The sequence below is a fragment of the Haemophilus parainfluenzae genome (genome assembly GCF_003252725.1).
Lineage (GTDB): Bacteria > Pseudomonadota > Gammaproteobacteria > Enterobacterales > Pasteurellaceae > Haemophilus_D > Haemophilus_D parainfluenzae_L.
Window position 1 is genome coordinate 48,899 of the sequence record NZ_QEPO01000001.1, and the last position, 15,407, is coordinate 64,305.

Below are 15,407 nucleotides of genomic sequence, written 5' to 3' on the forward strand. Positions count from 1 at the left end.
GCCGACACAAAAAACAGGTTTCAAAATGACCGCACTTTGGAGTGAATTTTGAAAGTGCGGTTGAAAATTCATTAATATTTTTAGGAAGAGCGTATGGACATTCGTAAAATCAAAAAACTGATTGAATTAGTAGAAGAATCGGGTATCACTGAATTAGAAGTGCAAGAAGAAGAAGGTACAGTACGTATTAGTCGTGCGGCACCAGCTGTTGCACCGGCTGCAATTCAATATGCAGCGGCGCCTGTAGCACCCGTTGCGGCTGCTGCCGCTGCTCCAGCGGCAGCAGCGCCTGCTGAAGTGCCAGCGGCTGAAATTTCTGGCCACCAAGTGCGTTCACCAATGGTAGGGACATTCTACCGTAGCCCAAGCCCAGAAGCGAAAGCTTTCGTAGAAGTGGGACAAACAGTCAAAGTAGGCGATGCACTTTGTATCGTTGAAGCAATGAAAATGATGAACCGTATCGAAGCAGATAAAGCTGGTGTGGTAAAAGCAATCTTAGTAAATGATGGCGAAGCGGTTGAATTTGATCAACCATTGATCGTTATCGAATAATCCCTATCAATCTGAAATGGCGAGCTTTCTCGCCATTTTTTCACACAAGTGGAAATTGTTATGTTAGAAAAAGTTGTGATTGCTAACCGTGGTGAAATTGCACTGCGTATTTTACGTGCCTGTAAAGAATTAGGCATTAAAACTGTGGCGGTTCACTCTACCGCTGATCGTGATTTAAAACACGTATTACTTGCGGATGAAACGATTTGTATCGGGCCAGCACCATCTGTAAAAAGTTATTTGAATATTCCTGCTATTATTGCAGCGGCAGAAGTAACAGGTGCAGATGCTATCCACCCAGGTTATGGCTTCCTTTCTGAAAACGCGGATTTTGCAGAGCAAGTAGAGCGTTCTGGTTTTATCTTTATCGGTCCAACAGCAGATGTCATTCGTTTAATGGGTGATAAAGTTTCTGCGATTAAAGCAATGAAAAAAGCGGGCGTGCCTTGTGTACCAGGTTCTGATGGTCCTGTCGGTAGCGATATCGCGAAAAATAAAGAAATTGCAAAACGTATTGGTTATCCAATTATTATCAAAGCATCTGGCGGCGGCGGTGGTCGTGGTATGCGTGTTGTTCGTAGCGAAGATGCACTTGAAGAATCAATTGCGATGACAAAAGCTGAAGCAAAAGCAGCATTTAATAATGACATGGTTTATATGGAAAAATATTTAGAAAATCCACGCCATATTGAAATCCAAGTTTTAGCGGATACACACGGTAATGCAATCTATCTTGCTGAGCGTGATTGTTCAATGCAGCGTCGTCACCAAAAAGTTGTGGAAGAAGCACCCGCACCAGGTATTACCGAAGAAGTTCGTCGTGATATCGGTTCTCGTTGTGCGAAGGCTTGTGTTGAAATTGGCTATCGCGGTGCAGGTACATTTGAATTCTTATATGAAAATGGTGAGTTCTATTTCATCGAAATGAATACTCGTATTCAAGTTGAGCATCCAGTAACAGAAATGATTACTGGTGTGGATTTGGTGAAAGAACAATTGCGTATCGCGGCTGGTTTACCACTTTCTTACAAACAAGAAGATATTAAAGTGAAAGGTCATGCAATTGAATGTCGTATCAATGCAGAAGATCCAAAAACATTCTTACCATCTCCAGGTAAAGTGGCACACTTGCACTCACCAGGTGGTTTAGGCGTTCGTTGGGATTCTCATGTGTATGGCGGTTATACCGTTCCTCCACATTATGATTCCATGATCGCAAAATTAATCACATACGGTGATACTCGTGATGTAGCTATTCGTCGTATGCAAAATGCATTATCTGAAACGATTATTGATGGTATCAAAACAAATATCCCACTTCATGAACTCATTCTTGAAGATGAAAACTTCCAAAAAGGTGGCGCAAATATCCACTATTTAGAGAAGAAATTAGGGATGTATGATTAATTTATAATTTTCTAGGCAAAGGCAGAATATTTCTGCCTTTTTTGTTTGTCGTTTAATATAATTATTGACGTTAAAGTATTCTAACGGGAGTTCATAATGGATTTATCACAACGGTATAAGCAAGCGGCTAAGGAAGCTCGCTGGGCATTAGGTTTAGCTATTTTTTACGTAATTGGATGGTGTGTTTGTGCTTATTTACCCAAAGACTCGCCTGGACCGATAGGTTTTCCGTTGTGGTTTGAATTATCCTGCATTTATTTACCTATTTTGTTTGTCGTCATTGGGTATTGGATTGTCAAAATTGTCTTTTTAGATATTCCGCTAGATGTTGAGTCAAAGGAGAATAAATAATGAATTTAGGTATTATTCTCCCCTTAGCTATCTATTTAGTCTTTATCTTTGGTGCGGCATTATTTGCTTATGTAAAACGCAGTAAAGGTGATTTCCTTACGGAATATTATGTAGGAAATCGCTCCATGACGGGCTTTGTGCTTGCGATGACAACGGCTTCCACTTATGCTAGTGCCAGTTCTTTTGTTGGTGGACCTGGGGCAGCTTATAAATATGGGCTAGGTTGGGTATTACTCGCCATGATCCAAGTACCGGCTGTTTGGTTAGCCTTAGGTGCATTGGGCAAAAAGTTTGCATTACTTTCTCGCGAGACCAATGCGCTTACTATCAATGATTTATTTCTCTATCGTTATAAAAATAAATATCTCGTTTGGATTTCCAGTCTAGCATTGTTGCTTGCCTTCTTTGCTGCTATGGTTGTGCAATTTATTGGTGGGGCAAGATTGCTCGAAACCACGATAGGGATTCCTTATACTCACGCCTTGCTTATTTTTGCCTTAACGGTTGGTATTTATACGTTTATTGGTGGTTTCCGAGCCGTCGTGTTAACCGATACAATTCAAGGTACGGTAATGATTTTGGGCACAATCGTGCTATTAGTGGGCGTGATTTACCATCTCGGTGGCGTAGAAAGTGCGGTCAATAAATTAACTGAAATTGATCCGAGTTTAGTAAGCCCTTACGGTCCGAATGAGATGCTTGATTTTCAATTTATGGCCTCATTTTGGATTTTAGTTTGTTTCGGTGTGGTTGGTTTACCGCATACTGCAGTCCGCTGCATGGCTTTCAAAGATAGTAAAGCCTTACATCGAGGCATGCTTATTGGGACGATTGTCCTTTCAGTCATTATGTTTGGTATGCACTTGGTGGGCGCTTTAGGACGTGCCGTTGTGCCTGATTTGACCATATCAGATAAAGTCATTCCAACATTAATGTTGGAAGTGCTTCCGCCCATTGTTGCAGGGATTTTCTTAGCCGCACCGATGTCTGCGATTATGTCCACAGTCGATGCACAACTGATTCAATCCTCTTCAATCTTTGTGAAAGATTTATATCTAGCAAGTAAACCAGAAGCGGCGAAGAATGAAAAACGAATTAGCCGTATTTCATCAGTCATCACGCTGATTTTATCGGCATTACTAATTCTCGCAGCACTCAATCCACCTGATATGATTATTTGGTTGAATTTATTTGCTTTCGGGGGATTAGAAGCAGCATTCCTTTGGGTGATCGTATTAGGCATTTATTGGGATAAAGCAAATGCTGCCGGTGCAATAAGTTCAATGGTGGTGGGATTAAGCAGTTATGTGCTGCTGACTCAATTTGGTATCAAACTATTTGGTTTTAATGCCATTGTCCCCGCGCTTGTATTTGGTTTGGTTGCGTTTATCTTAGGCAATCAATTAGGCGCTAAAAAACAGTAAAAATGGACTGCACTTTATGATTTACCAGATCCTCGCATTGTTTATTTGGAGTAGTGCCTTTGTTGCCGCTAAATACACCTTCACAATGATGGATACTATTTTGATGATTCAAGCCCGTTTATTCATGGCGGCGATTATTGTGATGCCGCTCTTTTTTCGTCGTTGGAAAGGTGTTTCAAAACCGATGCGAAAACAGCTTTGGTGGTTAGGTTTTTTTAATTATACCGCGACCTTTTTGCTGCAATTTATTGGCTTAAAATATACGAGCGCGGCGAGCGCAACGACCATGATTGGATTAGAGCCGTTATGTGTGATTTTTATAGGGCATTTTTTCTTTCAAGATCGTGCTAAATGGTATCATTGGGTGTGTGGCGCTTTTGCTTTTTTAGGCGTGGCTATTTTAATTTTAGGTGGTCAAGGCAATGAAGGCTCAAGTGAAATTAGTTTATTGGGTTGCTCCTTAGTAGTGGCGGCAAGTATTGTGTTTGCTTGTTGTTTACGTTGGACGAAAAAAGTGGTGGCAACGGTTTCAGCACAAGCTTATACATCCATTTCAATTGTGTTGGCAACTATCACCATGCTGCCATTTACTTTATTGATGACTGAAAACTGGGATATCCATTTTAACTGGCTTGGTTTCTTCGGTTTGATTTATCTTGGCGTAGCATGCAGTTGGTTTGCCTTTTGGTTATGGAATAAAGGCTTAAATTCAGTAGATGCAAAAATCTCGGGAATTTTGACCGCACTTGAGCCGATTTTTGGTGTCTTTTTAGCGGTATTATTACTTAACGAAGAGGTTTCACTTGTTTCAGCACTTGGGATTATCATTATTGTGGTTTCAGCCTTAGGCGTAAGTTTATTACCGAAATGGTTACATAAAGAAATTAATTAAAAGGAAAAGAAGATGGCGTGGATTCAAATTCGCTTAAATAGTACAAATGAAAAAGCCGAGAAAATTAGCGACTTTTTAGAAGAAATTGGCTCAGTTTCGGTGACATTTATGGATAGCCAAGATACGCCGATTTTTGAACCACTTCCGGGCGAAACGCGTTTGTGGGGGAACACCGATGTGATCGCCTTGTTTGATGCAGAAACGGATATGAATGAAATTGTGAGTCTGCTTAAACAAGCGCATCATCTAGATGAAAATACGGCTTACAAAATTGAGCAAATCGAGGATAAAGACTGGGAACGTGAATGGATGGATAACTTCCACCCAATGCAATTTGGTCAACGTTTATGGATTTGCCCAAGCTGGCGTGAAGTGCCAGATCAAAATGCGGTGAATGTGATGCTTGATCCTGGTTTAGCTTTTGGGACAGGTACCCACCCGACAACTGCACTTTGTTTAGAGTGGTTAGATGGTTTAGATTTAACAGGCAAAACTGTCATCGATTTTGGTTGTGGGTCAGGAATTCTTGCTATTGCGGCTCTTAAATTAGGCGCAAAAAATGCGATTGGTATTGATATCGATCCACAGGCGATTCTCGCAAGTCGTAATAATGCGGAACAAAATGGGGTGGCAGATCGTCTTCAGCTTTTCCTATCCGATGATAAACCTGCTGATTTAAAAGCGGATGTCGTTGTGGCGAATATTCTTGCAGGTCCATTAAAAGAACTTTACCCAATTATTTCTCAATTAGTGAAAGAGGGCGGGGATCTAGGACTATCTGGCATTTTAGAAACACAAGCACAATCGGTATGTGATGCTTATACACAATCATTTGATTTAGATCCTGTTGCAGTGAAAGAGGAATGGTGCCGTATTACAGGTAAATTAAAATCGGCTTAATTTCTTTTTGTCAATTAAAAAAAGTGCATTTTTTGAACAAAATTCACTTTGCAAAAAAAAGAAAAATGCGTAATATAGCACCCCTTGTCGGTTGCTATTGTGGCCTGACTTGCTGGAGATAGGACTTGTAATTGGGGATAACATAAAATGCGAATTGGTTCTTATGAATTAAAAAATCGTATTTTATTGGCACCCATGGCAGGTATCACGGATCAACCCTTTCGACGTTTATGTGCCCATTATGGTGCAGGATTAACGTTTTCAGAGATGATGTCAACTAATCCACAAGTTTGGCATACAGAGAAATCGAAACTTCGTTTAGCACATAGTGAAGAGCTAGGATTAAATGCGGTGCAAATCGCAGGTTCTGATCCTTTAGAAATGGCCCAAGCTGCAGCAATTAATGTAGCCTATGGTGCTGAAATTATCGACATCAATATGGGCTGTCCCGCAAAGAAAGTAAATCGAAAATTAGCGGGCTCTGCACTGCTTCAATTTCCTGATTTAGTGGAAAAAATTTTAAAAGAAGTAGTGAATGCCGTTGATGTGCCTGTGACGTTAAAAATTCGCACAGGTTGGAATAAGGCAAACCGAAACTGTGTGCAAATCGGCAAAATTGCAGAACAATCTGGTATTCAAGCTTTAACCATTCACGGGCGGACGAAAGAATGCTTATTTGAAGGGGAAGCGGAATACGACAATATTCGAGCAGTCAAACAATCAATTTCAATTCCAGTCATTGCGAATGGTGATATTGATTCTGCCTCGAAAGCGAAAAAGGTACTTGAGTATACAGGTGCCGATGCAATAATGATCGGTCGTGCTTCATTAGGCAATCCGTGGCTTTTCCAAGCAGTGGAAGCGCTAGTAGAACATGATACGATAATTCAAACACTAAGTTTACGTGAAAAGTGCGGTCATATTTTGCGTCATATTCAAGAACTTCATCAGTTCTATGGCGAGCAAAAAGGCTATCGAATAGCCCGCAAACATGTCGCTTGGTATTTACAGGGAATTCAACCCGATTCCGTTTTTAGACAGACTTTTAACGCAATTAATGAACCGAAAGAGCAGTTAATTGTGCTGGAAGATTTTTTAAATTCAATTTTGGATAAAGAAAAATGTTAGAACAACAACGTAGTCCGTCTGAAGCGTTAACCGTTTCAGTTTTAAACTCTCAATCACAAGTAACAAACAAACCATTACGTGATTCAGTAAAACAAGCTTTACGCAATTACTTATCACAATTAGATGGTCAAGATGTGAATGATCTTTACGAATTAGTATTAGCGGAAGTTGAACACCCGATGTTAGATATGATTATGCAATACACCCGCGGTAACCAAACCCGTGCAGCAAACATGCTCGGCATTAACCGTGGTACATTGCGTAAGAAATTGAAAAAATACGGTATGGGCTAATTAAGATTAGCAAAAGAAAAGGCGAACATGATGTTCGCCTTTTTATTTATCTATTGAATGGTGAAGCTAATTGGTACACTGACTGAAGAGGTAAATCCAGCTGGTTTTGGACCAACAGGTCTTGCACTTCTCACCGCTTCCAGTGCTGCGTTGTCTAAGCTTTCATCTCCAGAGGAATTCGTTACTCGTTCTCCTGATAAGGAGCCATCTGCCCCTACGCTAAAACTCACGCTCACAACACCTTGTTTACGCATCATCTTCGCACGAGCAGGATAGCGTTTGTGCCGTTCAATTTCACGTCGAATAGCCGCACGATAAGCATTTAGTTCATCCGTATTGGTACCTGAGCCACCTTGAACGCCATTTGTACCAGGTTGACCTGTGGTCGTTGCTTTAGAATTTGCCGTAGCCGTTGAATTAATATTCTTATCGCCAATCGGTAAGCTCTTCGGCATTTCTACCGCTTTCTCTGCTTTTACCTCATTTTTAGGTTTATCCTTTGGCTTTTCTTTTGGTTTCGGTTTCGGTTTTTCTATTGGTTTTTCTGGCTTTTTCTCAGGCTCTTTTTTCTTCTCGGGTTCTGGTTGCTTTGTTGGATCCGCGACGACTTCTTGCTTTTCAGGTTCTGGTTCTGCCTGTTGAGGTTCAGGTTCAGGTTCTGGCTCTGGAGTCTGTTCTTCTACTCGCATTCCCTGAATCATTTCCATCGAAATCGTTGTAGATATTTCACCTGTAGCATTACTTGCAGCTTCACTTGGCTTATGCCAGTTCCAAAGCAATGCGCCTACAATGGCACCATGAATTAATAGAGAAATAAGCAAGCCTAATAGTGATCGTTTAGCTTGTTGGCTGTTCATTGTTTATGCCCTACTCCGACGCCTCCCACTGCTGGCGCATTTTTGCTCGAAGCGCCTTTATCTTTCATCGAAACAATCGCGACATTTTTAATTTCGTTTTTCGATAACATGTCAGTAATCGTCACAAAATCTTGGAAAGAGGCTTCTGCATCAATTTTTAATGTAACTTTCTGATCTTTATTCCAACCCGCGATCTCTTTTTCAAGCGCTTCTTGCGAGATAGGTTTGTCATTAAAATAAAGTTGTTTATCTGCCGTTACAGTCAATAATTTGGCTAATTCATCTGATTTGAATGCGACCGTTGAACTGGCTTTTGGCACATTAACTTGAATTTTTCCTTGAGAAATAAAGGATGCGGTGATCAACACTATCGCTAATAACACCAACATAATGTCGATGAAAGGAATAATGTTGATTTCATCAAATTTTTTCACAATTATTCCTTATCTTTTTGAGCGTTTAATACTTTCCATTTTAAGCGGTTAACTTCAACTTTACGACCTAAACCGTTATAGAAAATCATGGAAGGGATTGCTACTAAAATACCTAAAGCGGTTGCTTTTAGGGCAAGAGAGAGATGCATCATGATTGCACCTGCATCGACATCACCGCCAGCTTGACCAATTTGATAGAAGGTTAACAAAATACCAATTACTGTTCCTAACAAGCCCACATAAGGTGCGTTTGCACCAACGGTTGAAATGATCGTCATATTGCGATTTAAATCAATTTCAAGTGAATGGATATTGGAATATTTAGCGACATTGACACGGCTTAAAAAGATAAAACGCTCAATCACAGTAGCAAGCATGATTACGCTCATAAGAAGTAAAAGCCCGATAATAATGTAATCACTATATTGTTCTAAAAACTCAAAAAGTTTTGGCATCTGATAGTCCTTTTATATGTAATAAAGAATACAAAATTAATTGATAATGAATTTCAATTAGATTGGGATTTTATCAAATGGAAAATAGAGCGTAAATATAAATTAGAAAAATGGCTATTTTTTTTGACCGCACTTTGAGATAAATCATAGAAAGTGCGGTTGTTTTGAGAGGGGATTTAACGGGATTGTAGGTAATCTAAGACAACCTGATGATGTTCGCCTGTTTTGAATTTATCAAAAACGTGTTGAATTTTGCCTTGTTCATCAATGAGGAAGCTAATGCGGTGAATGCCGTCATAGGTGCGTCCCATAAATTTCTTTTCACCCCATACACCAAATTGCTCGGCAACCTGGTGATCTTCATCAGAAAGCAAGGTGAAATTGAGCGACTTTTTCTCAACAAATTGAGCCAGTTTTTTTGGCGCATCTGTACTGATACCTAAAATGACTACTCCTAATTTTTCTAACTCACGTTTAGCATCACGCAAACCGCAGGCTTGAGTTGTACAGCCTGGCGTTAAGGCTTTTGGATAAAAATACACGAGCACTTTTTTACCTTTAAAATCACCTAATGAAATAAGTTGATTGTCTTGGTTTAAAAGTGAGAATTGTGGTGCTAAGTCACCGGCTTGTAATGTTTTCATAAAAAATCCTTAAAAATGTCAAAAATGATTTGTAAATTTGGGGTATTTTAGCCATTATAACTAGGCATTTTCAAATGTTATGATTAAAAAGTAGAATAGATGTAAATGGAGTGCTTATGACTACGCAAAATCCTTTATTTTCGGGCGGCATCGTTGCCTTAGTAACACCAATGGATAATCATGGACACATCGATTTTGAAACATTAGAAAAACTTGTTGAGTTTCATATCAATTCTGGCACCGATGCGATTGTTTCTGTGGGAACAACGGGTGAAGCAGCCACTTTAAGCATTGATGAAAATGTTCGAGTAATTGAGAAGACGGTTGAATTTGCAAAAGGGCGCATTCCAATTATTGCCGGCACAGGTGCAAATGCAACCAGTGAAGCTATTGTTATGACAAAATTGCTACGAGATAGCGGAGTCGCGGGTTGCTTATCTGTTGTGCCTTACTACAATAAGCCAACTCAAGAAGGCATGTTCCAACATTTTAAAGCGATTGCAGAATGCACGGACCTGCCACAACTTCTTTATAACGTACCGGGTCGTACAGGTAGTGATATGAAACCTGAAACCGTGGCGCGTTTGGCTCAAATTGATAACATTGTGGGCATTAAAGAAGCGACGGGTGATGTCTCACGAGTTACTGCAATTAAAGAGCTTGCAGGTAAAGATTTCATCGTGTTAAGCGGTGATGATGCAACAGGTTTAGAAGCCATGAAATTAGGCGGTGAAGGTGTTATTTCGGTGACGAATAACATCGCAGCAAAAGATATGGCGGCAATGTGTCGTTATGCTTTAGCGGGCGATTTTGCGAAAGCAGAAGAAATTAATGCCCGTTTAATGCCTTTACATAAGAATTTATTTATTGAATCAAATCCAATCCCTGTCAAATGGGCAGCATATCGTTTAGGCTTAATTAAGACTCCATACTTACGTTTACCACTTACTGTGTTAAGCGAAAGCGCGCAAGTAAAAGTAGAAGAAGCATTAAAAGTTGCAGGACTAATTTAATGAATTAAAGGGTTGTTTTTACAGCCCTTTAAACTTTCAGCTCTTTTATTTGTCAAAGAGCGGTCATTATTCTAATTATTTTTTATTGAAAGGATTTAAGGAATGAAAAAAATCGTACTGAGTTTAGTCGCAGCAGCATTGTTATCGGCATGTTCAAACAGCGTAGAAAAAATGCAGACGGCTAATGACACTTATCAAAATTCTGATCGTGAAATACCGAGCTTTTCTCCTTTAGCAAGTGGTGGGGTAACATTGCCGCAAGCTGATCCGACTTATGAACTTCCTCAGCTTAATGCGAAAAAAGAACGCGTGGATATTCGTCCGCCTTCAACCCCATTAGCGATTATCAAAAATTCTTTGACACAATTTGATGGTGAACGTGCATTGATTGTTTATACGGATGCACAAGCAGAGCTTTATAACCTCAAACAAATTGAGCGTTTATTAAAAGAAGAAGGCACAAATTCGACGTTAAATGGTGCGGTATTAATTAGTGATTGGGCACCAACGGGTCGTGCAGATGATAAAGCCAATACAGAGATCCGTTATAAAATTGAACAAGTTACAGCGCAAGATGCGAGTGCGTTGGCTGTTTCTGTGGAGCAAATGCGTCGTGATGGTGTGATTTACACACCAAATCAAGCAGATAAACAGCGCTATGCATCGGATCGTTTAAATCGTTTTGTTGCTGCGCTTACTAACGCTTATAACAAGCAACAACAGGATTTAAATAATGCCTCAGCAGGACCTTTCCAATCAGGTTTAATTACTGATACGAACGGTAGAATGGCATTAGGTATGGATGCAAGTTTTGGTCAAGCATGGCAACGTTTAGGTTCGACTTTACCTAAATTAGGCTTTAAATCCACATCGGAATCGGCAGGCCGTGGCTATCGCGAGTTAAAATATAAACCATTGGATAAACAAGAGTGGCTACGTTTAGGTGTGAATCCGCCTAATCTAGAAAAAGGTGTTTACCAAATGCAAATCTCCGCAGTAGGTAAACAAAGTGCGGTCGTCATCACTGATGAAGACGGCAAGGCATTACCAAATGAGGCTGCTCAATCCTTGTATTCTGCATTAAGTGTATTACTTGCACAATAATAGGAGTTGAGAAATAAAAAGTGCGGTTCAATTTGACCGCACTTTTTTATTAGAAAAAATTTATTCAGCTTTCACGCCTAAGTTACCTATTTTTACACCTAGGTTACCGAGTGAAACTGGGTCCAAATAATCCCCTAAGAATTTGAATAACTCGCTTAATTCTGTAAATGAGCGTTTGATTTTTACTTGATCTTCTACTTTACGCACAAATTCATAACGCACATTTTCGCTCTCAAAATAAGCCGTGAGCGTGAGATAAATGGTTTCAAAAAAGTGGCTTTGAGCCCCTTCTTCACCTGGATCACTGATACGGACATTCCAAGTATTGTTAAATAAAACTTCTGTTTTGATTGACATATAGACTTCCTCTGTTTGTTATTTTTTATACTGAAATTGAAACGAAAAACCCGATGATAAAATTTCTGAAATCAAAAACTTTATCATCGGGCTTTTCAAACCAATTGCTCGCATATTTTGCTTTTCGTTGGTAACTGCCTTTGCCTTTACGTTTTTTCTCAACGCGTTGGCGGAATAATTTGTCGTGTAATAGTGCCATCACAGCATTATCTTTCACGACTCCTTTGGCGTGTTGATAAATGGGCTGATTTTCAACCGCACTTTTTGTTTTTTTTGTCATATTTACCTCTAAAAAATTGCCGTGAAGTGGTTCACGGCAATTCATTATAGCGAAAATGAATAGAATTACAAAATAGCGAGTACGCTTTCAGGCGGTCGTCCAATTTTAGCTTTTTCACCTTTTACCACAATCGGGCGTTCTAATAGGGCTGAATTTTCACTGATGGCTTTTAATAAATCGTCATTCGTTAATGCAGGATTAGCTAACCCTGATGATTGATAAAGTTCATCTTTGGTACGCATCATTTTTCTGACATCATCTAATCCTAATTTATTAGCCAGTTGCTGCAATGCTTCAATAGAGTAGTGTTGTTGTAAATAAAGTTCAATCGTCGGTTGAATGCCTTTTTCTTCTAATAAAGCTAAGGTTTCACGGCTTTTTGAGCAACGCGGATTATGATAAATCGTCACAGACATAACGTTTCCTTCTATTTTATGTTGAATGAGTGGATATAGGATTGATTCAAATTTTAACTTATAATGACAAAAAATACTTGTTTAGGAAGACTTTATGTTAGAAATGCTAAAAAATTGGTATAGCCGTCGCTTAAGCGATCCGCAGGCGATGGGGCTACTTGCCATTTTGTTGTTTGGCTTTATTGCGATTTATTTCTTTAGTGATTTAATCGCCCCCTTGCTGATTGCCATTGTATTAGCATATTTATTGGAAATGCCGATTAATTTTCTAACGAAAAAATTAAAATTTCCTCGAATGCTCGCTACGTTAGTCATTTTTGGTGGGTTTATAACCTTAGCGTTATTAATTTTCTTCGGACTTGTGCCAACATTATGGAATCAAACGATTTCCTTATTAAGCGATTTGCCAGCCATGTTCAATAAGTTACATGAATGGTTGTTAGCCCTTCCTGAGCATTATCCTGAACTCATTGATTACACCATGATTGATACCTTTTTCAGTGCCGCTCGTGCAAAGATTTTGGGCTATGGCGAGTCTGCAGTGAAATTGTCGATTAGTTCATTAATGAACCTGGTATCACTGGGTATTTATGCATTTTTAGTGCCATTAATGATGTTCTTTATGCTGAAAGATAAAAGCGAACTTCTTGCTGGTGTGAGCCGATTTTTGCCTAAAAATCGTATTTTGGCATCAAGAGTATGGAATGAAATGCAGCAACAAATTGCGAATTATATTCATGGTAAGTTGTTGGAAATTTTGATTGTCGGCGTGGTGACTTACATCATCTTTTTAAGCTTTGGTTTAAATTATCCACTCTTGCTTTCTGTTGCCGTTGGGCTTTCTGTATTAGTGCCTTATATCGGCGCGGTATTGGTGACGATTCCTGTTGCTTTAGTGGCGATGTTCCAGTTTGGCATTTCCCCAACGTTTTGGTATTTAATTGTGGCCTTTGCGGTGAGTCAATTTCTCGATGGAAACTTGTTGGTACCGTATTTATTCTCTGAAGTCGTTAATTTACACCCTTTAGTAATCATTATTTCAGTGCTGATTTTTGGCGGATTATGGGGATTCTGGGGCGTATTCTTCGCGATTCCATTGGCAACGCTCGTTAAAGCTGTGCTGAATGCATTACCGGATTAGACAGAATTAAAACGATAAAAAGAAAGCTGACGAAAGTCAGCTTTTTTGTTCTTTTAATTTTTGGATATCCAAAATTTCCACACAGTCTGTTGTCCCTGCTTTAATACGCCATTTAATATTAAATTCGTACAGACTAATACCGTAAATACGATCGGTTTCTTTGCCTTGTTGATAAGCCGGGCGGGGATCTTGTGCGATCACTTCCGTAATAAAACGAGCTAAGTGCGGTCGGTTTTTGTGATATTTTTTAACTGCGCTTTGGGCGATTTCTGTAAATTCTACGTTTAATTTTGCAGGTGGTTTTTCTTGTGCAAAACTTGATTTTGCCTCAGGTTCGCTATCAGCATAGGCAATATAAGGTTTAATATCAAAAATAGGTGTGCCATCGACAAGATCCACGGAGCCCAAATGCAGAAAAACACGTCCATGAATACATTCCACTTGGCGTAATTCAACTTTGGATAAGCCTAGCGGATTAGGGCGATGCGTAGCGCGTGAAGCAAATACACCGACACGTTGATTGCCGCCTAAACGAGGGGGACGAACAGTGGATTGCCATTTCCCATAGGGTACTTTGTCGAATTGGAAAATAAGCCAAAGATGGCTAAATTGCTCTAATCCTCGCACTGCCTCTGGTGAATTATACGGAGGGAGCAGTTCCACAATACCAATGCCATCCTGTACTAAATCTGGCTGACGAGGTACCGAGAATTTTTCTTTATAAGGTGTGTGAATCACCGCAATCGGGTGAAGAGTCAGTGTTAAATCATTCATAAAAAGGCAATTTCCGTGTAGAATACGCCCTTTATTGTAATCAAAAGTGCGGTCAAAAAAAATGACAAATCATAAATTGAAAATGTGGTGGGAAACCGCTCGCCCAAAAACCTTGCCTTTGGCGTTAGCTTCTATTTTTACTGGTTCGGCATTGGCATATTGGGCAGATAAAGAAAGTTTTAATCTCACCGTGATGTTACTTTGCTTGCTCACTACCATTTTATTGCAAGTCCTTTCCAACTTTGCTAACGATTACGGCGATCATCAAAAAGGGTCAGATACTGAAGAACGTATTGGGCCTTTACGCGGTATTCAGCAAGGTGCGATTTCCGCGAATGAACTTAAGTGGGGCTTAATTTTAATGGCGGCGGGAGCATTTTTCTCAGGTGCATTCTTAATTGGTATCGCATATCAAAGTCTCACAGATTTATTGGCCTTTGCGGGTTTGGGTATTCTAGCTATTATTGCTGCCATTACTTATACCGTAGGGGTTAAACCTTATGGTTATTTAGGTTTAGGCGATCTGTCAGTGTTACTCTTTTTTGGACTATTAGGTGTAGGTGGAACCTATTATCTACAAACTCACAGCATTGATAGCTTAATTACTTTACCTGCGTTAGGCTCAGGTTTATTAGCAACAGCTGTTTTAAATATCAATAATTTACGTGATATTGAGCAAGATGCTAAGGTAGGAAAAAATACCCTGGTTGTGCGTATTGGCCCGAAGAAAGGACGCATTTATCACTGTGTTTTATTAAGCATTGCCGCTTTATGTTATGTGCTATTTGCGGTATCAACCGCATTTAGTCCTTGGCATTTCTTATTTTTATTAGCATTTCCATTATTATTAAAACACGCATTATTTGTTTATCGTAGTAAAGAGCCTGCAGTGTTACGTCCGATGTTAGCACAGATGTCAATGATTTCTTTATTTATCAATATCTTGTTTAGTTTAGGCTTGCTTATCGGCTAAATCGGCTTATAC

20 protein-coding genes are annotated in these 15,407 nt (G+C 39.6%); 12 read left to right on the forward strand and 8 right to left on the reverse strand.

The annotated features are described in order from the left end of the window. Nucleotides 1-93: 93 nt before the first annotated feature. The 8 genes from accB to fis all read left to right on the forward strand — a co-directional run bounded on the left by accB (nt 94) and on the right by fis (nt 6,947). Entirely contained in the window at nt 94-552 is a 459-nt protein-coding gene (gene accB / locus DPV85_RS00280) for an acetyl-CoA carboxylase biotin carboxyl carrier protein (RefSeq protein WP_111326346.1), read from the forward strand. A gap of 60 nt (nt 553-612) precedes the next feature. Then, on the forward strand, nt 613-1,959 hold the full coding sequence (gene accC, locus DPV85_RS00285) for an acetyl-CoA carboxylase biotin carboxylase subunit (RefSeq protein WP_111326348.1): 1,347 nt from the start codon (nt 613-615) through the stop codon (nt 1,957-1,959). A gap of 96 nt (nt 1,960-2,055) precedes the next feature. After that, on the forward strand, nt 2,056-2,310 hold the full coding sequence (locus DPV85_RS00290; protein ID WP_070583508.1) for a YhdT family protein: 255 nt from the start codon (nt 2,056-2,058) through the stop codon (nt 2,308-2,310). Continuing rightward, complete coding sequence (gene panF / locus DPV85_RS00295; RefSeq protein WP_111326349.1) at nt 2,310-3,734, forward strand: sodium/pantothenate symporter; 1,425 nt, start codon at nt 2,310-2,312, stop codon at nt 3,732-3,734. Before DPV85_RS00290 ends, panF begins: the two co-directional genes overlap by 1 nt. A gap of 16 nt (nt 3,735-3,750) precedes the next feature. Next, entirely contained in the window at nt 3,751-4,626 is an 876-nt protein-coding gene (locus DPV85_RS00300; RefSeq protein WP_005696911.1) for a DMT family transporter, read from the forward strand. 12 nt (nt 4,627-4,638) lie between these two features. Beyond that, the gene (gene prmA / locus DPV85_RS00305; protein ID WP_111326351.1) at nt 4,639-5,526 is read left to right on the forward strand and encodes a 50S ribosomal protein L11 methyltransferase; all 888 of its coding nucleotides are present in this window, start codon (nt 4,639-4,641) and stop codon (nt 5,524-5,526) included. 147 nt (nt 5,527-5,673) lie between these two features. Continuing rightward, nucleotides 5,674-6,654 carry a tRNA dihydrouridine synthase DusB gene (gene dusB / locus DPV85_RS00310; RefSeq protein ID WP_111326352.1) on the forward strand — a complete coding sequence of 327 codons (981 nt, stop codon included), beginning with the start codon at nt 5,674-5,676 and terminating at the stop codon, nt 6,652-6,654. Next, nucleotides 6,648-6,947 carry a DNA-binding transcriptional regulator Fis gene (gene fis / locus DPV85_RS00315; protein ID WP_005696908.1) on the forward strand — a complete coding sequence of 100 codons (300 nt, stop codon included), beginning with the start codon at nt 6,648-6,650 and terminating at the stop codon, nt 6,945-6,947. The genes dusB and fis overlap by 7 nt, the downstream gene beginning before the upstream one ends. A 50-nt stretch (nt 6,948-6,997) precedes the next feature. Here fis and DPV85_RS00320 read toward each other — a convergent pair whose 3' ends face one another. The 4 genes from DPV85_RS00320 to bcp all read right to left on the reverse strand — a co-directional run bounded on the left by DPV85_RS00320 (nt 6,998) and on the right by bcp (nt 9,337). Continuing rightward, entirely contained in the window at nt 6,998-7,804 is an 807-nt protein-coding gene (locus DPV85_RS00320; protein WP_111326354.1) for a TonB family protein, read from the reverse strand. Beyond that, nucleotides 7,801-8,238: a TonB system transport protein ExbD gene (exbD, locus tag DPV85_RS00325; protein WP_070583513.1), complete on the reverse strand. Its 438-nt coding sequence runs from the start codon at nt 8,236-8,238 to the stop codon at nt 7,801-7,803. The genes DPV85_RS00320 and exbD overlap by 4 nt, the downstream gene beginning before the upstream one ends. A gap of 2 nt (nt 8,239-8,240) precedes the next feature. Then, complete coding sequence (gene exbB / locus DPV85_RS00330; RefSeq protein WP_111326355.1) at nt 8,241-8,693, reverse strand: TonB-system energizer ExbB; 453 nt, start codon at nt 8,691-8,693, stop codon at nt 8,241-8,243. A gap of 176 nt (nt 8,694-8,869) precedes the next feature. After that, entirely contained in the window at nt 8,870-9,337 is a 468-nt protein-coding gene (gene bcp, locus DPV85_RS00335; RefSeq protein WP_111326357.1) for a thioredoxin-dependent thiol peroxidase, read from the reverse strand. Nucleotides 9,338-9,453: 116 nt separating this feature from the next. Here bcp and dapA point away from each other — a divergent pair, with 116 nt between their 5' ends. Together dapA and bamC are read left to right on the forward strand one after the other, a co-directional pair. Beyond that, nucleotides 9,454-10,350, forward strand: a complete 897-nt coding sequence (gene dapA, locus DPV85_RS00340; RefSeq protein WP_111326358.1) for a 4-hydroxy-tetrahydrodipicolinate synthase — start codon at nt 9,454-9,456, stop codon at nt 10,348-10,350. 102 nt (nt 10,351-10,452) lie between these two features. Further along, the gene (gene bamC, locus DPV85_RS00345) at nt 10,453-11,454 is read left to right on the forward strand and encodes an NlpB/DapX family lipoprotein (RefSeq protein WP_111326360.1); all 1,002 of its coding nucleotides are present in this window, start codon (nt 10,453-10,455) and stop codon (nt 11,452-11,454) included. Nucleotides 11,455-11,514: 60 nt separating this feature from the next. Here bamC and DPV85_RS00350 read toward each other — a convergent pair whose 3' ends face one another. The 3 genes from DPV85_RS00350 to arsC form a co-directional block, all read right to left on the reverse strand. Then, nucleotides 11,515-11,811, reverse strand: a complete 297-nt coding sequence (locus tag DPV85_RS00350) for a DUF5377 family protein (protein ID WP_111326361.1) — start codon at nt 11,809-11,811, stop codon at nt 11,515-11,517. Between the two features lie 25 nt (nt 11,812-11,836). Continuing rightward, a complete protein-coding gene (locus DPV85_RS00355) occupies nt 11,837-12,091 on the reverse strand; it encodes an alternative ribosome-rescue factor A (RefSeq protein WP_049365298.1) in 255 nt (84 codons plus the stop codon). Between the two features lie 65 nt (nt 12,092-12,156). Beyond that, nucleotides 12,157-12,507 carry an arsenate reductase (glutaredoxin) gene (arsC, locus tag DPV85_RS00360; protein ID WP_111326363.1) on the reverse strand — a complete coding sequence of 117 codons (351 nt, stop codon included), beginning with the start codon at nt 12,505-12,507 and terminating at the stop codon, nt 12,157-12,159. Between the two features lie 94 nt (nt 12,508-12,601). Here arsC and DPV85_RS00365 point away from each other — a divergent pair, with 94 nt between their 5' ends. Continuing rightward, a complete protein-coding gene (locus DPV85_RS00365) occupies nt 12,602-13,648 on the forward strand; it encodes an AI-2E family transporter (protein ID WP_111326364.1) in 1,047 nt (348 codons plus the stop codon). Nucleotides 13,649-13,684: 36 nt separating this feature from the next. Here DPV85_RS00365 and tsaA read toward each other — a convergent pair whose 3' ends face one another. Then, nucleotides 13,685-14,422: a tRNA (N6-threonylcarbamoyladenosine(37)-N6)-methyltransferase TrmO gene (gene tsaA, locus DPV85_RS00370; protein ID WP_111326366.1), complete on the reverse strand. Its 738-nt coding sequence runs from the start codon at nt 14,420-14,422 to the stop codon at nt 13,685-13,687. A 61-nt stretch (nt 14,423-14,483) separates the two neighbouring features. Between tsaA and DPV85_RS00375 the strand changes: the two genes are divergently transcribed. Further along, on the forward strand, nt 14,484-15,395 hold the full coding sequence (locus DPV85_RS00375; RefSeq protein ID WP_111326367.1) for a 1,4-dihydroxy-2-naphthoate polyprenyltransferase: 912 nt from the start codon (nt 14,484-14,486) through the stop codon (nt 15,393-15,395). The last annotated feature ends 12 nt before the right edge of the window (nt 15,396-15,407 follow it).